Annotated in this window: 15 protein-coding genes; 13 read left to right on the forward strand and 2 right to left on the reverse strand. The window is 59.5% G+C overall.

Annotated elements, in window-relative coordinates; all coding sequences use genetic code 11:
* The first annotated feature begins 41 nt into the window (after positions 1–41).
* Positions 42–1175, forward strand: coding sequence for an HD-GYP domain-containing protein (locus F0184_RS01815; protein WP_150493851.1), 1134 nt, complete (start codon positions 42–44; stop codon positions 1173–1175).
* A gap of 75 nt (positions 1176–1250) precedes the next feature.
* Here the strand turns inward: F0184_RS01815 and hemF are convergent, their stop codons facing one another.
* A complete protein-coding gene (gene hemF, locus F0184_RS01820; protein ID WP_150494601.1) occupies positions 1251–2177 on the reverse strand; it encodes an oxygen-dependent coproporphyrinogen oxidase in 927 nt (308 codons plus the stop codon).
* A 32-nt stretch (positions 2178–2209) separates the two neighbouring features.
* Positions 2210–2701, reverse strand: a complete 492-nt coding sequence (locus F0184_RS01825; RefSeq protein ID WP_150493853.1) for a tRNA (cytidine(34)-2'-O)-methyltransferase — start codon at positions 2699–2701, stop codon at positions 2210–2212.
* Between the two features lie 157 nt (positions 2702–2858).
* On the opposite strand from F0184_RS01825, the gene F0184_RS01830 reads away from it, so the two are divergent.
* The 12 genes from F0184_RS01830 (at position 2859) to F0184_RS01885 (ending at position 15551) form a co-directional block, all read left to right on the forward strand.
* Complete coding sequence (locus F0184_RS01830) at positions 2859–4709, forward strand: ABC transporter ATP-binding protein (protein ID WP_150493855.1); 1851 nt, start codon at positions 2859–2861, stop codon at positions 4707–4709.
* A 203-nt stretch (positions 4710–4912) separates the two neighbouring features.
* Positions 4913–5329, forward strand: coding sequence for a DUF2177 family protein (locus F0184_RS01835; RefSeq protein ID WP_150493857.1), 417 nt, complete (start codon positions 4913–4915; stop codon positions 5327–5329).
* Between the two features lie 133 nt (positions 5330–5462).
* On the forward strand, positions 5463–6782 hold the full coding sequence (locus F0184_RS01840; protein ID WP_150493859.1) for a methyl-accepting chemotaxis protein: 1320 nt from the start codon (positions 5463–5465) through the stop codon (positions 6780–6782).
* A 535-nt stretch (positions 6783–7317) separates the two neighbouring features.
* Positions 7318–7764 (forward strand): hypothetical protein, encoded by a 447-nt coding sequence (locus tag F0184_RS01845; protein ID WP_150493862.1) that lies wholly within the window; start codon positions 7318–7320, stop codon positions 7762–7764.
* Complete coding sequence (locus F0184_RS01850; protein ID WP_150493864.1) at positions 7757–9598, forward strand: ABC transporter ATP-binding protein; 1842 nt, start codon at positions 7757–7759, stop codon at positions 9596–9598. Before F0184_RS01845 ends, F0184_RS01850 begins: the two co-directional genes overlap by 8 nt.
* 326 nt (positions 9599–9924) lie before the next feature.
* The gene (gene petA / locus F0184_RS01855; protein ID WP_150493866.1) at positions 9925–10488 is read left to right on the forward strand and encodes a ubiquinol-cytochrome c reductase iron-sulfur subunit; all 564 of its coding nucleotides are present in this window, start codon (positions 9925–9927) and stop codon (positions 10486–10488) included.
* A 24-nt stretch (positions 10489–10512) separates the two neighbouring features.
* Positions 10513–11781 (forward strand): cytochrome b, encoded by a 1269-nt coding sequence (locus F0184_RS01860; protein ID WP_150493868.1) that lies wholly within the window; start codon positions 10513–10515, stop codon positions 11779–11781.
* A 30-nt stretch (positions 11782–11811) separates the two neighbouring features.
* Positions 11812–12654 carry a cytochrome c1 gene (locus F0184_RS01865; protein ID WP_150493870.1) on the forward strand — a complete coding sequence of 281 codons (843 nt, stop codon included), beginning with the start codon at positions 11812–11814 and terminating at the stop codon, positions 12652–12654.
* Between the two features lie 138 nt (positions 12655–12792).
* A complete protein-coding gene (locus tag F0184_RS01870) occupies positions 12793–13662 on the forward strand; it encodes an S-methyl-5'-thioadenosine phosphorylase (protein ID WP_150493872.1) in 870 nt (289 codons plus the stop codon).
* A 184-nt stretch (positions 13663–13846) separates the two neighbouring features.
* Entirely contained in the window at positions 13847–14395 is a 549-nt protein-coding gene (locus F0184_RS01875) for an adenine phosphoribosyltransferase (RefSeq protein WP_150493875.1), read from the forward strand.
* A gap of 14 nt (positions 14396–14409) precedes the next feature.
* Entirely contained in the window at positions 14410–15060 is a 651-nt protein-coding gene (gene bluB / locus F0184_RS01880; protein WP_150493877.1) for a 5,6-dimethylbenzimidazole synthase, read from the forward strand.
* A gap of 11 nt (positions 15061–15071) precedes the next feature.
* Entirely contained in the window at positions 15072–15551 is a 480-nt protein-coding gene (locus F0184_RS01885; protein WP_150493879.1) for a GNAT family N-acetyltransferase, read from the forward strand.
* Positions 15552–15595 lie beyond the last annotated feature (44 nt).

Here is a 15595-nt window from a genome sequence, read left to right on the forward strand (position 1 = left end):
TTGATCATACTTCGCCTCAAAACCGAGGGTGTGACCAAGACATGGATTTAGTTCTGATTTCCGATGGAGAGGCCGTCAAAGGTTCGCTTTTGAAGAAGCTTCCGCTGTTTTTCTCCGCCCGGTTGATCGACATGAAAGACCTTGGTTCGAAATCGATCTCGCCTGCCAAGGTGGCGGCCATCGACTTCACCGGAGCCTCTCCCCTGGCGCTTCGGAAATTGGCGGCGTCGATCAAGACGGCCGGGGATGCCGCGATTGTCTGCCTGGTGAACAAGTCCATCCGGCGGGAAGTGGTGCAGGCGACATCCTTGGGTCATGTCGTTTTGTTCGACAAGGAATTGGGCCTGAAGGCACTCGTGCGGCAAATCCGCTCCCACTTCGCCGAACCCATCAATGTCGAAGCCTTGGAAAACGCGCCGATAGCGAGCCAGGCCGCATTTTCCAAAGCCACGCAGTTTCTCAATGAACTCATGTTCTCGTCGGCCATTCCGGACGACGTTCCGCTGCAAATCATGAACCGGGCGGCCGGGGCGCTGTCCGTCGCGATCGAGCGGGACGGCATTCAAGGCTGGATGGGAACCGTGCAACATCACCACAGTTTCACGTTCCGCCATTCCCTTCATGTCGCAGGGCTGGCCACCGCCTTTGCCCAATCTCTGGGTTGGCCGGAGCCGGACTGTGCCGAAATTGCCGCCGGCGGTCTCTTGCACGACATTGGCAAAACGCGAATTCCCCTGTCCATTCTCGATAAGCCAGGACGCCTTAGTGACGAAGAAAGAGCATTGATCAACATGCACCCGGAGTTTGGCCGGGAGATCTTGAAGACACAGCTGGATATTCCCAGAGACTTGAAAAAGATGGCCGTACAGCATCATGAATTGCTAGATGGCACGGGCTATCCGGCGGGGCTGTCTGGCGATCAGATCGACGTCAAGGTCCGTCTGATGACCATTTGCGATATCTTTGCCGCCTTGACCGAAAAGCGGTCCTACAAACGGGCCCTGTCGCCGCGCGAAGCCTACGGCGAGCTGCGCGGCATGGGCGGAAAGCTGGATGCCGATCTGGTCCGTAAGTTCCGCAGCGTTGTTCTGGGAATGGATTTCGGTGACCTCAAAGCGGATGCGAAACCGCTTTTGGCGCAAAATCAGGCATCCCCGGTTGTGCAGGGGCGTTGAGGACGATCTCTGCCACGTTCCGCGCAGTGCCGATCGATGGTGCGGCCGGTCGTGCCTGACCGCGCGGTGGTCCCGTCAGGGCCACTTCACCACAGGGGGCATTGAGGACAGGATGGAAGCGACATTACCTCCGGTTTTTAGCCCGAAGATCGTTCCGCGATCATAGAGGAGATTGTATTCCACATACCGGCCTCTGCGCACGAGCTGTTCCTCGCGCTGGGCATCGCTCCACGTGGTTTCGAAATTCTGACGCACGAGGCGTGGATATATGTCCAGGAAAGCGCGCCCCACATCCTGAGTGTAGGCGAAATCCTGCGACCAGGTGCCGCTGTTCAGGTAGTCGTAGAAAATTCCGCCAACCCCGCGCGGCTCGTTGCGATGCTTGAGAAAAAAATAGTCGTCGCACCACGCCTTGTAGGCGTCGTAGTCCGCCACCTGGTGGGCGTCACAGGCGGCTTTCATGGCCAAATGAAAGGCTTGGGTGTCGGGGTCCTCCTGGGTGCGGCGGGCGTCGAGCACCGGCGTGAGATCCGCCCCGCCTCCAAACCACTGGCGCGTTGTGACCACCATGCGCGTGTTCATGTGAACCGCTGGAACATTCGGATTTTGCGGATGAGCGATCAGGCTTATGCCGGATGCCCAAAACCGCGGGTCTTCGTGGGCGCCGGGTATCTGCGCCCGGAACTCCGGCGAGAACTCACCGAATACGGTTGAGATATGGACCCCGACCTTTTCGAATACACGTCCATGCATCAAGGACATGACACCGCCGCCGCCTTTCGCGCCCGTGGCGTCTGTCCGCTCCCACGGTGTGCGCTCGAAACGGCCGGCGGGCTGGTCGCTCAAAGGGCCGGACCTGTCGCCGATTTCGTCTTCAATGCGTTCGAACTCGGCGCAGATCGAATCCCGCAGTTCCGCAAACCAGGTTGCAGCCAGTTCCTTTTTTTGCTCGATCTCGTCGGGAATTGGGCCGCCGCGTTGGTCCAGAGCTGGGGCATTCATCATTGTGGTCCTCGGTCATCAGTGACTGACTGTCAATCGGATTGGACACTAGCACCGGTGATGTGCGACGGGAAAGAGCGTGTTTGCCGGAGGGCTTCGCCGAGCGCCATCCCTGCCGATAGAGCCATGTTGATCGACCGGACACCGGCGACCATGGGGATCGTCAGCCGCGAATCGGCGGTCTCGTGAACATCTTCGGGAACCCCCGAGGTTTCCCGGCCCATCAGGAGCAGATCGGTGGGGCGGAATTGAAACTCCGTATAGGGTACGGTGCTCTTGGTTGTCAGGAGGATCAGACGGCGTCCTTCGGATCGGCGCCAGGCTTCGAACGCGCCGAACGAGATGTGCCGCGTCAGCCGGGCACGTTCCAGATAGTCCATACCGGCCCGCTTCAGGGCGCTATCGGAAAGCGGGAAACCTGCCGGTTCGATGAGGTGCAGGTCGATGCCGAGACAGGCCGCCAGGCGCAAAAGCGTACCGGTGTTTTGCGGAATATCCGGCTGGTAGAGAGCAAGGTCGGGCATGAACGACACCATCATACTGCAGGCTGGGATCCGGTGCTTTATCATGGCTTGGAAGCGATTGTCTCGGCGCGCCGGCTCTTCCTGACAGGCGGTTTGCTGCCTGGTCCGTTGCGGCCTAGTGTCACCAACACTTTGTTCAACTCTCGCGGAGCAAGGCGTGCGCCCTGTCTTTGAGCTGTTCGAAAAATGGATCGACCCGTTTCGGGAACCGTTGGACACGGCACCGCCGCGGGGCGGCCTGGCTTTCCTGATGTACTTCATTCTTCAGGTCCGCTGGCCCTTTGTGCTCATGCTTGTCCTGGGCGGACTGACAGCAATCGTTGAAGTCGCCATCTATTCGTTCATCGGCCAGATCGTGGACATGCTCGAACAGGGCACGCGGGATACCTTGTTCGAAACCCATGGACCCACGTTGCTGGGCATGGCGTTTGTCGTCCTCGTTTTGCGTGCGGGGGTCGCCATCCTGACCGCGCTGGTCGAAGAACAGACAGTCGTGCCCGGCTTCTTCAATCTCGTGCGCTGGCAATCCCATCAGCAGGTCATGCGCCAAAGCCTGTCGTATTTCCACGACGACTTCTCCGGCAGGATTTCGCAAAAGGTCTGGCAAGCCGGCCAATCGGCCGGAGACTTCATGGTCACCCTTTTGCAGGTGGTCTGGTACATCGTGATCTACGCGATTTCGACGCTCGTGCTCGTGGGGGACCTCGATTGGCGGCTCGGCATGCTGGTTGCGGTCTGGATTGCCGGTTTTTGTATCGTGGCCCGGATCTTCGTGCCGCGTGTGCGCCAAAGGGCGAAGGATGTCGCCCATGCCGGCTCGGGCGTGAGCGGCCAGTTGGTTGACACGTACGCCAATATCCAAACCGTCAAGCTCTTCGGGTCGGTGCCGCGCGAAAATGAAGGCGTGCGCGCGAACTTCGAGATCTTCCTGTCGGAAATCCGCCGCTTTACCCGCGTCCTGACATCCGTGCGGGCGGTCATGGCGCTGTTGAACGGGACCATGCTGGTTGCCATCGCCGCTGCCGCGCTCGTGAGCTGGCAGCAGGGCTTGATCTCCACCGGACATGTGGCGTTGACCCTGGGTCTCATCCTCCGCCTCAATCTGTTGCTTGGCCGCCTGTTGGGTCTTTTGAATACGCTCTTCCGCAGTTTTGGAACCCTGCAGGACAGTATGGACATGATTGTCCGGCCGGTCGTCTTGCGCGATGCGGACGAGGCAAGCGAACTCAAGGTGTCGCGCGGGAAAATTCAGTTCCAATCGGTTTGTTTTCACTACGGCAAGAGCGGCGGTGTCATCAATGGGCTCGACCTGACCATCCTCCCGGGCGAGCGGGTCGGGATAGTCGGGCCGTCCGGGGCGGGCAAGTCGACGCTCCTCAATTTGCTGCTGCGCTTTTATGATCCGGAAGCTGGCCGCATCCTGATCGACGGCACGGATATTGCCCATGTCACCCAACAGTCTCTGCGGCACCAGATTGGAATGGTCACCCAGGACGTTTCGCTTTTGCATCGCTCCGTGCGCGACAACATTCTTTACGGCTCGCCGGACGCGAGCGAAGAAAGATTGATGGATGCGGCCAGACGGGCGCGCATACTCGATTTCATCCCAGCCTTGGAGGATCGAAAGGGACGCCGCGGATTTGACGCCCATGTGGGTGAGCGGGGCGTAAAACTCTCGGGTGGTCAGCGTCAGCGTATTGCGATCGCGCGTGTTCTCCTGAAGAACGCGCCGATCCTGGTGCTGGATGAGGCGACATCCGCGCTGGACTCCGAAGTGGAAGCGGCCATTCAAGACAGCCTTCATGGATTGATGCAGGGCAAAACCGTGATCGTCATCGCGCACAGGCTGTCCACGATCGCAGAACTTGATCGGTTGGTCGTGATGGAGGAGGGGCGGATCGTGGAAACCGGGACCCATGACAGGTTGCTGGAGCAGGGGGGGCTTTACGCGCAGCTCTGGTTGCGGCAGTCCGGCGGCTTCTTGAGCACCGGTCAGCTGACCCGCTGAATCATCTCCCGCGCGAGAATGATGCCTGTTGGCCCCGCTACGGCCGTTCGGGACTGGATTGCTCGCCGGGGTGTTCTGCCGGCCGAGCCGGGGCTTTCATTGAGCTCGTGAGAAGCCATCAAGCAAGTGACCAGGGTGCTCATATTGCTTGATCCACACTGTGCACCGTGCCGTATCTAGATCATGTTTTTGAGGGCTGATCCATGATCCATCACATTACGGCTTATATTACCACCGCGATCGTTTTTCTCGCGATTGACTACGTTTGGCTGACACAGGTCGCGACGCGATTTTACTTCGACCGGATCGGCCACCTCTTGATGGACAAGCCGAACCTGGCAGCCGCCGGTGTTTTCTACATCGTCTACGTTGTCGGCATCGTTATTTTCGCCGTCGCGCCTGCGCTAAAGTCGGAAAGTGTGACAACCGCATTGGTTTATGGCGCTCTGTTCGGCTTTTTTACCTACGCCACCTACGACGTGACAAATTATGCTACCTTGAAAGACTGGCCTCTCATTGTCGTGGTCGTTGATGTGATCTGGGGAACCGTGTTGTCGGCGGTGTCCGCCGTCGCGGGTTTCTTCCTGACACGCATGATCTTGTCGGGATCCGCCGGATAAGTCTTCGTACTTAGCGTCGGCATATTGCGTTTAACCGGCTGAGCTTACGCATTCTTTACGCTCATCACGCATCATCCGTCTCCACGGTATCCGGCGCGGTCGTCCCGTGCCGTGCAATCAGGGCGGAAAAGCTGTGACGTTAACAATCAAAGGCCGGTTCATCGCAATGGTCGTGGCTGCTTCGGTTATCATGACCGGTGGCACAGCCTATGCCTTTTACTCGTTTCGCGAAGCGCTCATCCATCATTTGGGGACGAGCACGCTCGCGCAGGGCTTCATCGGTTCGGACATCGCCAACAACATAGATCAGCTTATTCTTGGCGAAATCATCAGTATCGTGGTGGTGGTCATGCCAGTCGGCATCTTGTTCCTGGCGATGGCTGTCTATCTGGCCATCGGCATCGCACGGCCCCTCGGACGTTTGCAGAAGGCCCTTGAGAAGCTGTCGATGGGTGATCTGGATATCGAGATCGATGGGATCGAACGGTCAGACGAAGTGGGCGCCATTGCCCGGTCGGTGACGCAGTTCAGGAAGAAACTGAAAGAAAAGGCCGCCGAGGATGTTGCGGAACGGGCTGCGCAGCAGGAACGGATCGACGAGGAACGCAAAGCATTGATGGCTGACATCGCTGACGATTTCGAGCGGTCAGTGATCAACGCGGCAACGCAGCTGATCGAGTCCGGCAAGGTGGTCAGTGCGCACTCGGAACGGCTTCAAAAGGTTGTGGATTCGTCCGCGGATGCGGTCGAGAAAGTTCAAAATGCCTGCACGGTCGCGGCCGGTTCCGTGCAATCGGTCTCAACCTCCGCCGGAGAACTTTCGGGTTCCATCACGACCATCACCCACGATGTGGAGCAGGCGGCGGATATCGCGGAAACGGCGGTTGCCGAGGCCCGAAAGACCGACGAAATCGTGGGGCGGCTCTCCGAGACGGGCCGCGCGATTGGAGAGATCGTGGAACTCATCTCCCAAATCGCAAGCCAGACCAATCTTCTGGCCTTGAATGCCACGATCGAGGCGGCGCGTGCGGGCGAGGCCGGCAAGGGCTTCGCAGTCGTGGCCAACGAGGTCAAGGCGCTGGCGGAGCAAACCACGAAAGCAACCGAGGACATCTCCGCACAAGTGGCGTCCGTGCAAGGGGTCGCCGAGCAATCCGAAACGGCAATCCGGCGGATCGCGTCGACGATCGATCGTATCAGCGAGCTCTCCGGCGCCATCAAAAGGGCGGTGGAGGTTCAGGCCGAGGCAACCCATCAAATCGATGGCAGTGCCCACGCCGCTCAGGAAAGTTCGCAGCTCATGGCGGCGAACATGGGAACATTGTCGGACGCAATGGTCGAGAGCCGGGCCGCCGCCGACGGGATGCATGAGGCCTCCGGACAGCTGTCCATCTTGTCCAATGACTTGAAAGCACAGGTCGGACAGTTCCTGCAAAGTGTCAGGGCTGCGTAGATCCGGAGGGATTGAAGCAGAACCGGCTGATCGCCCGGAGCCGATTGGTTTTGGCTCGATGGCCCTGTGGCGGGACCGCCGACTGAGCGCCCGATACGTCCTGCTGACCGGAAGGGCTCCGGTTGGCCGGGGGGCTTCAACCGGCCGGTTGGCCGAACGGGACTCGACCCCAAGAATGTGGTGTCGCATTTCCGCAACGCCCGGCGGGCTTGTCCTGGGGCGTGCCACAAACTTCTTCCGTTTGTGCGGATCGTGAAGTAAACCAAAACCCATGGGTTGGACAGGCTCCACCCATTCGTATTTTCGGCCGAGTTCAAGAGGGGAAGGCGTATATGACGAACATACCGTTCATGCATTCGTGCCGCCTACCCGTCGTACGGTCCGGGTTTGCCGCAACCGCCTAAAGCGGACCAATTCCCTTTCCCAACGTCATGACGACCGGTTGAAGCCGCGCAGGTCTAGCGCGTGCTGCACCCTGAATTTTGCGGGATGTCCTGCCGGCGTCTTTCTGCCTTTCCTATTCGGAGATTTTCCGATGTCTGTTCGATATCCCTATGACCCGTTCGCTTTGCCGGAGCGCCCGGATGTTCATCCGCCTCAAGCCAGGTTGGCCACTGAAGGGTGCTCCACCGTGTCAGCCGCCAAGCGTATTCTATTCGCTGCTGCCGGTTTTGCCGCGGCGGTCATCATGTTGGCAATCCTCCTGTTTATTCCGGTTCTGGTCCGGGAGATCGGGCGGATCGATGCCGTCGTCCTCGCTGGCCATATGTTGCCAGCCCATTCCTTCGCCGAACGCTTGCTGGATCTGTTTTTCGGCACAGTTATCGTGGCAATTGCAATCTTGAGCTTCCTGGCGGCCTCTGCCCTCGCCCAGGACCCGCGAACAGAGCCGGTGGGGTTCAAGCCGCAGCGCCCGGCAACAAGGAATGGCTGGCGCGTTCAAAGATCCATGGTGCAGCACAAGGAGGTGACAGATGTTTAAGCGCTTCGAAGCACTGCTCGATCCGTTCGCCGACATGTCCCTCGACGTGCCGCCGAAAGGGTTTTGGGCCTTCTGCTGGTTCTACACGAAACCCGTTTGGCCGATCCTTCTGGGAGTGGCGATCCTGTCAGGGATCGCCGCTGGTCTGGAAGTGTTCATTTTCACGTTTCTGGGCGATCTGGTGAACTGGCTGACCGACGCTGACCCGGAGACGTTCCTGTCGGAAAACTGGGGAATGCTGGCCATGATGGCGCTGGTGATCCTCGTAGTGTATCCGGTCTTTGAAGGCTTTTGGCAGGTCCTGTTCCATCAGGGACTGATGGCAACTTACCCGATGTCCATCAGATGGCGGGTCCACCGGTATCTGTTGCGGCAGAGCGTCTCGTTCTATCAGGACGATTTCGCCGGGCGGATTGCCAACAAGTTGATGCAGACCGCCTTGGCCGTGCGTGAGGTCGTCACCCGCATTGCCGACATCTTCGTCTACGTCACCGTTTATTTCACGTCTGCGGTGATCGTGGTCCTGCAGGCCGATCTTTGGCTGGCGGTGCCGTTTATGCTTTGGCTTGGTGCCTATCTGGTGACCCTGCGGGTCTTCATTCCACGGTTGAAGGATACATCCAAGGACCAAGCGGATGCCCGTTCCATCATGACGGGGCATGTCGTCGACGCCTACACCAACATCGCGACGGTGAAGCTGTTCTCACACGCCGACCGGGAGGAGGACTATGCCCGCGGCTCGATGATGTCCTTTCTGGACACGGTGTTCCGGCAGATGCGTTTCGTCACGCTGCTCAATATCACCCTGACTGTCATCAACATGCTGCTTCTTGCGTCCGTTGGCGGTTTGTCGATCCTGCTCTGGAAAGCGTCAGCCGTGACCACTGGGGATATTGCCATCGCCGTGGCACTGGTGCTGCGCATTCAGGGGATGTCCCAGTGGATCCTGTGGGAGGTCTCGGGTCTTTTCGAGAATGTGGGCACGGTCCAGGATGGCATCACCACCATCTCCCGGGATCGGGACGTTGTGGACGCACCCGATGCGAAACCTTTGAAGGTTGCGGAAGGCGATATCCGTTTCGAGAATGTCCGCTTCCATTACGGAAAGCAGACCGGGGTCATCCAGGACTTCAATTTGACCATCTGTCCCGGCGAAAAGGTCGGCCTGATCGGCCGCTCCGGTGCCGGGAAATCAACCCTCGTCAACCTTTTGCTGAGGTTTTACGACTTGGAGGGCGGGCAGATCCTCGTGGACGGAGCGGATATCTCGACCTTTCTCCAGGATGATCTTCGGGCGCAAATTGGCGTGGTGTCGCAGGACACATCGCTGCTTCACCGCTCGATTTTTGAGAATGTCGCATATGGTAAGCCGCAAGTAAGCCGCGAGGAAGTGCGGCTTGCCCTTGAAAAAGCCCATGCCTGGGAGTTTGTGCAAGGCCTTTCGGACCCATCAGGCCGAACCGGTCTCGATGCCCATGTGGGTGAACGGGGTGTCAAGCTGTCGGGTGGCCAGCGGCAGCGGATCGCGATCGCGCGGGTTCTGCTCAAAAACGCACCGATCCTGATCCTGGACGAAGCAACGTCGGCGCTCGATTCGGAAGTGGAAACGGCCATCCAGGAAAGTCTGTTCGACTTGATGGAGGGCAAAACCGTGATTGCGATCGCCCATCGCCTCTCGACGATCGCTGCCATGGACCGTCTGATTATTCTCGACAAAGGCCGGATCATGGAAGAGGGGACGCATGCGCAACTTATTGAAAAGAATGGACTATATGCGCAGCTCTGGTCGCATCAATCCGGTGGTTTTCTCGTCGAGGGCGAGGCGGCGGCCTGAGGGCCGCCGTCCGTGGCCGGCTTGGCAAACATGCCAGTGGCACCGCGTCAGGCTTTCGCTGGTCCGGCCTGTCGAAAGCTTCGCGTGGCCCGGACCGACGCGGCAAAATAGCTGCGACATTTGTGTTTCGTGCCGACTGGTGATCTGGACAACGGCCCGGAAGGGTGCAAAAAGACATGCGTTTCAAGCTGGTGCGAGTTCTTGCCGCACCATGCTGCCGTTGAGCCCTGCATCGAACCGCCTATCCTTCCCGTTTATCGAGAAGGTTCCCGCGGTCTCCTGCGGGCTTTCGGTTCATGTAGAACAGGTTTCGAGAGGACGCGACCTTGGCACACACGGATCAGGCGGAACCGACCCGCCGGGATTTCCTCTATATTGCGACCGGCGCAATGGGCGCTGTCGGAGTGGGCGCACTGGCTTGGCCGTTTATCGATCAGATGAATCCGGACGCGGGCGCACTCGCTCTGGCCTCGATTGAAGTCGATATTTCGTCAGTCGAAGAAGGCCAGTCGGTCACGGTGACGTGGCGTGGTAAGCCGGTTTTCATCCGCTACCGCACCCCGGCCGAGATCGACGAGGCGAACAGCACCCCCATTGAGGCTTTGCCCGACCCCTTGGCCCGGAACTCCAACCTTCCCGCGGATGCGCCGGCAACGGACGCAAACCGAGGCGCGGAAGGCGCGGAGCAATGGCTGGTCCAGGTCGGCATCTGTACGCACCTTGGCTGCGTGCCCATGGGTGACGGCGCCGGCGAGTACAACGGCTGGTTCTGTCCGTGCCACGGCTCGCATTACGATACGGCTGGCCGTATCCGCAAAGGCCCGGCACCGGAAAACCTTTTGATCCCGCCGTATCGGTTTGTCACCGATACCACGATCGAAATCGGCTGACGGCCAGGATTTGAGGAGAAACCCATGGCTGGACATTCCAACTACGTTCCGCAGAGCGCGGCCGCCAAGTGGCTTGAGAGCCGCCTGCCGGTCATCTCGCTGGTGCGCGGATCCTTCGTCGACTTTCCGACCCCGAAGAACCTGAACTATTTCTGGACCTTCGGTGGTATCCTGTTCTTCATCCTGATCGCCCAGATCCTCACCGGGGTCGTGCTGGCGATGCACTACACAGCCAGCACGACCATGGCGTTCGACAGTGTCGAAAAGATCATGCGCGACGTGAACTTCGGCTGGCTCTTGCGCTATCTGCACGCCAACGGCGCGTCGATGTTCTTCATCGCGGTTTACATCCACATCTTCCGCGGTTTGTATTACGGGTCCTACAAGGCCCCGCGCGAGGTTTCGTGGATCCTCGGTGTGATCATCTTCCTGCTGATGATGGCGACGGCGTTCATGGGCTACGTTCTGCCTTGGGGGCAAATGTCCTTCTGGGGTGCGACCGTGATCACCAACCTGTTCTCCGCTTTGCCGCTCGTCGGTGAGAGTGTCGTGACATGGCTCTGGGGTGGCTTTGCGGTCGACAATCCGACCCTGAACCGTTTCTTCTCGCTGCACTACCTGCTGCCGTTCATGATCTTCGGTGTTGTCCTGCTGCACGTGTGGGCGTTCCACACCACCGGCAACAACAACCCGACCGGCGTGCAGCCCAAGTCCAAGCAGGACACGGTGCCGTTCCACCCTTACTACACGGTCAAGGATCTGTTCGCGATTGTGGTGTTCATGATCCTGTTCGCCTATTTCGTGTTCTACCTGCCGAACTATCTCGGCCATGCGGACAACTATATCGAGGCGAACCCGCTGGTGACGCCGGCGCACATTGTGCCCGAATGGTACTTCCTGCCGTTCTACGCCATCCTGCGCGCCGTGCCGGACAAGCTTGGCGGGGTCGTGCTGATGTTCGGCGCCATTGCCGTGCTGTTCATCCTGCCTTGGCTCGACACGTCGAAGGTTCGCTCCGGTGCGTACCGGCCTCTGTTCAAGCAGTTCTTCTGGATTTTCGCCGCCAACGCCGTTGCTCTGGGGTATCTCGGCGCGATGCCGGCGGAGGGGATCTACGTGATCCTGTCGCAGATCTGCACAGCCATCTACTTCGCGTATTTCCTGATCGTTCTTCCGGTGCTGGGCTTCCTGGAAAAGCCGAACCCGGTTCCCACGTCCATTTCGGAATCCGTTCTGAAAGGCGGGGGATCAGGGACCCCGCTCGGTGCGGCAGCCGCACCGGAAACGAAGTAAAGCGAACCGGATCAGGAGTTATTTGAGACAATGAAAACTATGATCAAAATGGTTCGCTCGCTGGCAGCGGTGGTGGCGCTTGGCGTCGCTGCCACCCCGGCCCTGGCGGCCGGCAAGAAGATCGAGATGAGCTATCAGTATTGGTCGTTCGCCGGTCCGTTCGGAACATACGATCGCGCGCAACTTCAGCGTGGGTTCAAGGTCTACCAGCAAAACTGCGCTGCCTGTCATGGCTTGAGCCGTGTCGCGTTCCGCAATCTGGCCGAGGATGGTGGGCCCAGTTTCACCGAGGACGAAGCCAAGGCGATCGCCGCGGAATACATCGTCATGGACGGGCCGGATGATTTCGGCGACATGTTCGAGCGGCCGGCGATCCTGGCCGACCGGTTCCCGTCGCCGTTCCCGAACGAGCAGGCGGCCCGCGCGGCCAACAACGGCGCTTATCCGCCCGACTTCTCGCTGCTTGCGAAGGCCCGCGCGCCCCAGCGCGGTTTCCCGAACTTCGTATTCGACATCTTCACGCAGTATCAGGAAAGCGGTCCAGACTACATCTACTCTCTTCTGATGGGCTATGTAGAGCCGCCGGAAGGTAAGGAAGTCCCGGTTGGCCAGTATTACAACAAGTCGTTCCTGGCCGGTGAGTTCATTGCCATGGCGCCTCCGCTCTATGCCGAGTCGATCGAGTACACCGACGGCACTCCAATGACCGAGGAGCAGTATGCCAAGGATGTGGCGGCCTTCATGATGTGGGCTGCGGAACCCCACCTGGAAGACCGCAAGAAGATGGGTTTCCGTGTGATGATCTTCCTGATCGTATTCGCCGGGATGCTGTACTTCACCAAGAACCGGGTCTGGCGCAACGTCGAGCATTGATGGCGCGCTGTCAGACTTGAAATGAAGGGCCGCCGGTTGATCCGGCGGCTTTTTTTATGGGGTGGCCATGGCGATTCCCATTTGACAGAAGCACCTTCCCGGACCGTATAACTACGTTAAAACCAAGGGGATGCGAGCATGACCGAAACGGTTCTTGGGGTGGTTGGCGGATCGGGGATTTACGATCTGCCCGGACTGGAGCATGCGGAGTGGGTTTCGGTTGAAAGCCCGTGGGGTGCGCCGTCCGACCAGGTTCGTATCGGCCGGATCGACGGCTTGAAGGTTGTGTTCCTGCCGCGCCACGGGCGCGGGCATGTTTATGCCCCAAGCGATATCAATTACCGGGCAAATATCGATGTCCTCAAGCGCTGTGGCGTGACGGACCTCGTATCCGTCTCGGCCTGCGGCTCTCTCAAGGAAGAACTCGCGCCCGGCACCTTTGTGCTCGTGGAGCAGTTTATCGATCGAACCTTCGCGCGTGAGAAGAGTTTCTTCGGTGCCGGGTGTGTCGCGCATGTTTCAATGGCTTACCCTGTCAGTCCAAGGCTGGTGGATACCGTGGAAGCCGCTGCTCGGTCGGAAAACCTGACCTATCGGCGGGGCGGCACTTACCTTGCCATGGAGGGGCCGCAGTTTTCCTCGCTGGCTGAAAGCCATCTCTACAGATCATGGGGGTGCGACGTGATCGGCATGACCAACATGCCCGAGGCCAAGCTCGCCCGCGAGGCGGAGATCTGCTACGCAACCGTTGCGATGATCACCGACTATGACAGTTGGCATCCCGATCACGGCGAAGTCGAGATACAGGCGATCATCAAGGTCCTCCAGGACAACGCTGCCAACGCCCAGAACCTCGTGGCGCGCATTGCCCGCGACATTCCCCGGATCCACGAGGCCTGCCCGGTCGGCTCCGACACCGCCCTGGAATTCGCCATCATGACGAAACCCGAGGCACGCGATTCGGAACTCGTGGAAAAGCTCCGGGCCGTGGCGGGGCGGGTTCTTTGAGTTATCGATCCCTTCGATGATCCGGTATCCCGAGGCCACTTGTCCTGCGGCGGGAGCGAAATTCGTTTGATCCGTGCTGCAAACCAGACGAAGTTCGGAAGCTGGCAGCCAGGTTTAGGATGTGGAACTGCGGTCCGGGAATGATGACCGGGGCCGTTCAGCCAGATAAGGAAAAGACATTTCCATGACTGATCAGACAGTGCAGGATGAGTTGCTTGCGGCGATCCGGACCATCAAGGACTATCCGAAAGAAGGAATTCTGTTTCGCGATATCACGACCTTGCTTGGCAATGCCCGGGCGTTCCGGCGCGCGGTAGATGCGCTGGTTCAGCCGTGGGCGGGGTCCAAGGTGGACCAGATAGCCGGGATCGAGGCGCGGGGATTCATTCTGGGCGGTGCGGTGGCCCACCAGCTTTCGGCCGGCTTCGTTCCGATCCGCAAGAAGGGCAAGCTGCCCCATGACACTGTCCGGATCGCCTACTCTCTGGAGTATGGTCTGGACGAGATGGAAATGCACAAGGACGCGATCAAGCCGGGTGACAAAGTCATCGTGGTCGATGACCTGATCGCCACCGGCGGGACCGCGGAAGCAGCTTGCAAGCTGCTCAAATCCATGGGCGCCGACATTGTGGCCGCGTGCTTTATCGTCGATCTTCCCGATCTCGGTGGGCGGCGGAAGATCGAGGGCCTCGATGTTCCCGTCCGCACATTGGTTGAATTTCCCGGCCATTGAGCGCGAGGTCCAGTATGGCGGCATCTTCGCCGGACTTTGACGCCTGTTTTCAGGCCCAATTCGAGGCCCTTTTGAGATGGCGCCGGGACGTCCGGCGGTTTTTGGACAAACCGGTTGACGCGCAAGTGATCGACCGGGTTCTCGCGCTGGCCGATCTGTCACCTTCCGTTGGCAACAGCCAGCCTTGGCGCGTAGTGCGCGTGCGTTCCGATCACCGCCGCATGGAGGTGGCCCGTGTCTTCGAAGAGGCGAACGCCGCTGCGCTCGCCGGTTACGGTGCCCATACCGACCGGGGGCTGATGTATGCGGGTCTGAAATTGGCGGGACTGCGGGAGGCTCCTGTCCACCTGGCCGTGTTCAGCGAGTCCGGACCTGTCCAGGGACAGGGCCTTGGCCGCGCGACCATGCCGGAAACCTTGGCTTATTCGACCGTGGGCATGATTCAGACGCTGTGGTTGAGCGCCAGAATGCTGGGATTGGGCGTGGGGTGGGTATCGATTCTGAAGCCGGACCGGCTTACGGAAATCCTCGAAGTTGACCCGGCTTGGCAATTCATAGCTTATCTATGCGTGGGCTATCCGGAAGAAGAGCATACCGACCCGGAACTGGAGCGCGCCGGTTGGCAGGAACGCACACCGATGGATACCCGGATCTTGGACCGCTAAGGAAACACCCGATGAGCTTGACCATTCGACCGATCGAAGATGAGGACCACGGCGCCGTTCATCAGTTGTTGGCCGAACGCTGGGCTGGCCCCGATATCCTCCTCGACGGGCAGATGGTCGATGCCTCCCGTCTGCCCGGATATGTGGCTGTCCTTGGCAATGAAATGGTCGGTCTGGTGACGTTCATCAAACGCGAAAACGAGTGGGAGATCCTGACGCTGGACAGCCTGCAACGCTGGAGCGGCACCGGAACCGAGCTCCTCAACGCTGTCATCGATGATGCCCGGGAGGCCGGGGTGAAGCGGCTGACCGTACGCACGTCAAACGACAATCTCGACGCTTTCCGGTTCTATCAGAGGCGGGGCTTCCGTCTGGAACGGGTGACCCCCGGCGTGATTGAGGAAGAGCGCGAGAGGAAGCCGGAAATCCCGCTCCGCGGCGATTATGGCATCGAAATCCGGGATGAAGTCCTGTTCGCCCGCGCCCTGTAGCGCGCGCTGGGAAACGCCGGCGTTCGCAACCGGCCATGTCCGGC

This window comes from Roseibium aquae, from assembly GCF_008711285.1.
GTDB lineage: Bacteria > Pseudomonadota > Alphaproteobacteria > Rhizobiales > Stappiaceae > Roseibium > Roseibium aquae.

Excerpts from the sequence above, each read along its gene's own strand:
- F0184_RS01870 (WP_150493872.1), top strand. The coding sequence starts at position 12,793 with ATGACCGAAACGGTTCTTGGGGTGGTTGGCGGATCGGGGATTTACGAT.
- F0184_RS01825 (WP_150493853.1), bottom strand. The coding sequence starts at position 2,701 with ATGCCCGACCTTGCTCTCTACCAGCCGGATATTCCGCAAAACACCGGT.
- F0184_RS01845 (WP_150493862.1), top strand. The coding sequence starts at position 7,318 with ATGTCTGTTCGATATCCCTATGACCCGTTCGCTTTGCCGGAGCGCCCG.
- F0184_RS01835 (WP_150493857.1), top strand. The coding sequence starts at position 4,913 with ATGATCCATCACATTACGGCTTATATTACCACCGCGATCGTTTTTCTC.
- F0184_RS01885 (WP_150493879.1), top strand. The coding sequence starts at position 15,072 with ATGAGCTTGACCATTCGACCGATCGAAGATGAGGACCACGGCGCCGTT.
- F0184_RS01860 (WP_150493868.1), top strand. The coding sequence starts at position 10,513 with ATGGCTGGACATTCCAACTACGTTCCGCAGAGCGCGGCCGCCAAGTGG.
- F0184_RS01815 (WP_150493851.1), top strand. The coding sequence starts at position 42 with ATGGATTTAGTTCTGATTTCCGATGGAGAGGCCGTCAAAGGTTCGCTT.
- F0184_RS01850 (WP_150493864.1), top strand. The coding sequence starts at position 7,757 with ATGTTTAAGCGCTTCGAAGCACTGCTCGATCCGTTCGCCGACATGTCC.
- bluB (WP_150493877.1), top strand. The coding sequence starts at position 14,410 with ATGGCGGCATCTTCGCCGGACTTTGACGCCTGTTTTCAGGCCCAATTC.
- hemF (WP_150494601.1), bottom strand. The coding sequence starts at position 2,177 with ATGAATGCCCCAGCTCTGGACCAACGCGGCGGCCCAATTCCCGACGAG.
- F0184_RS01875 (WP_150493875.1), top strand. The coding sequence starts at position 13,847 with ATGACTGATCAGACAGTGCAGGATGAGTTGCTTGCGGCGATCCGGACC.
- F0184_RS01865 (WP_150493870.1), top strand. The coding sequence starts at position 11,812 with ATGAAAACTATGATCAAAATGGTTCGCTCGCTGGCAGCGGTGGTGGCG.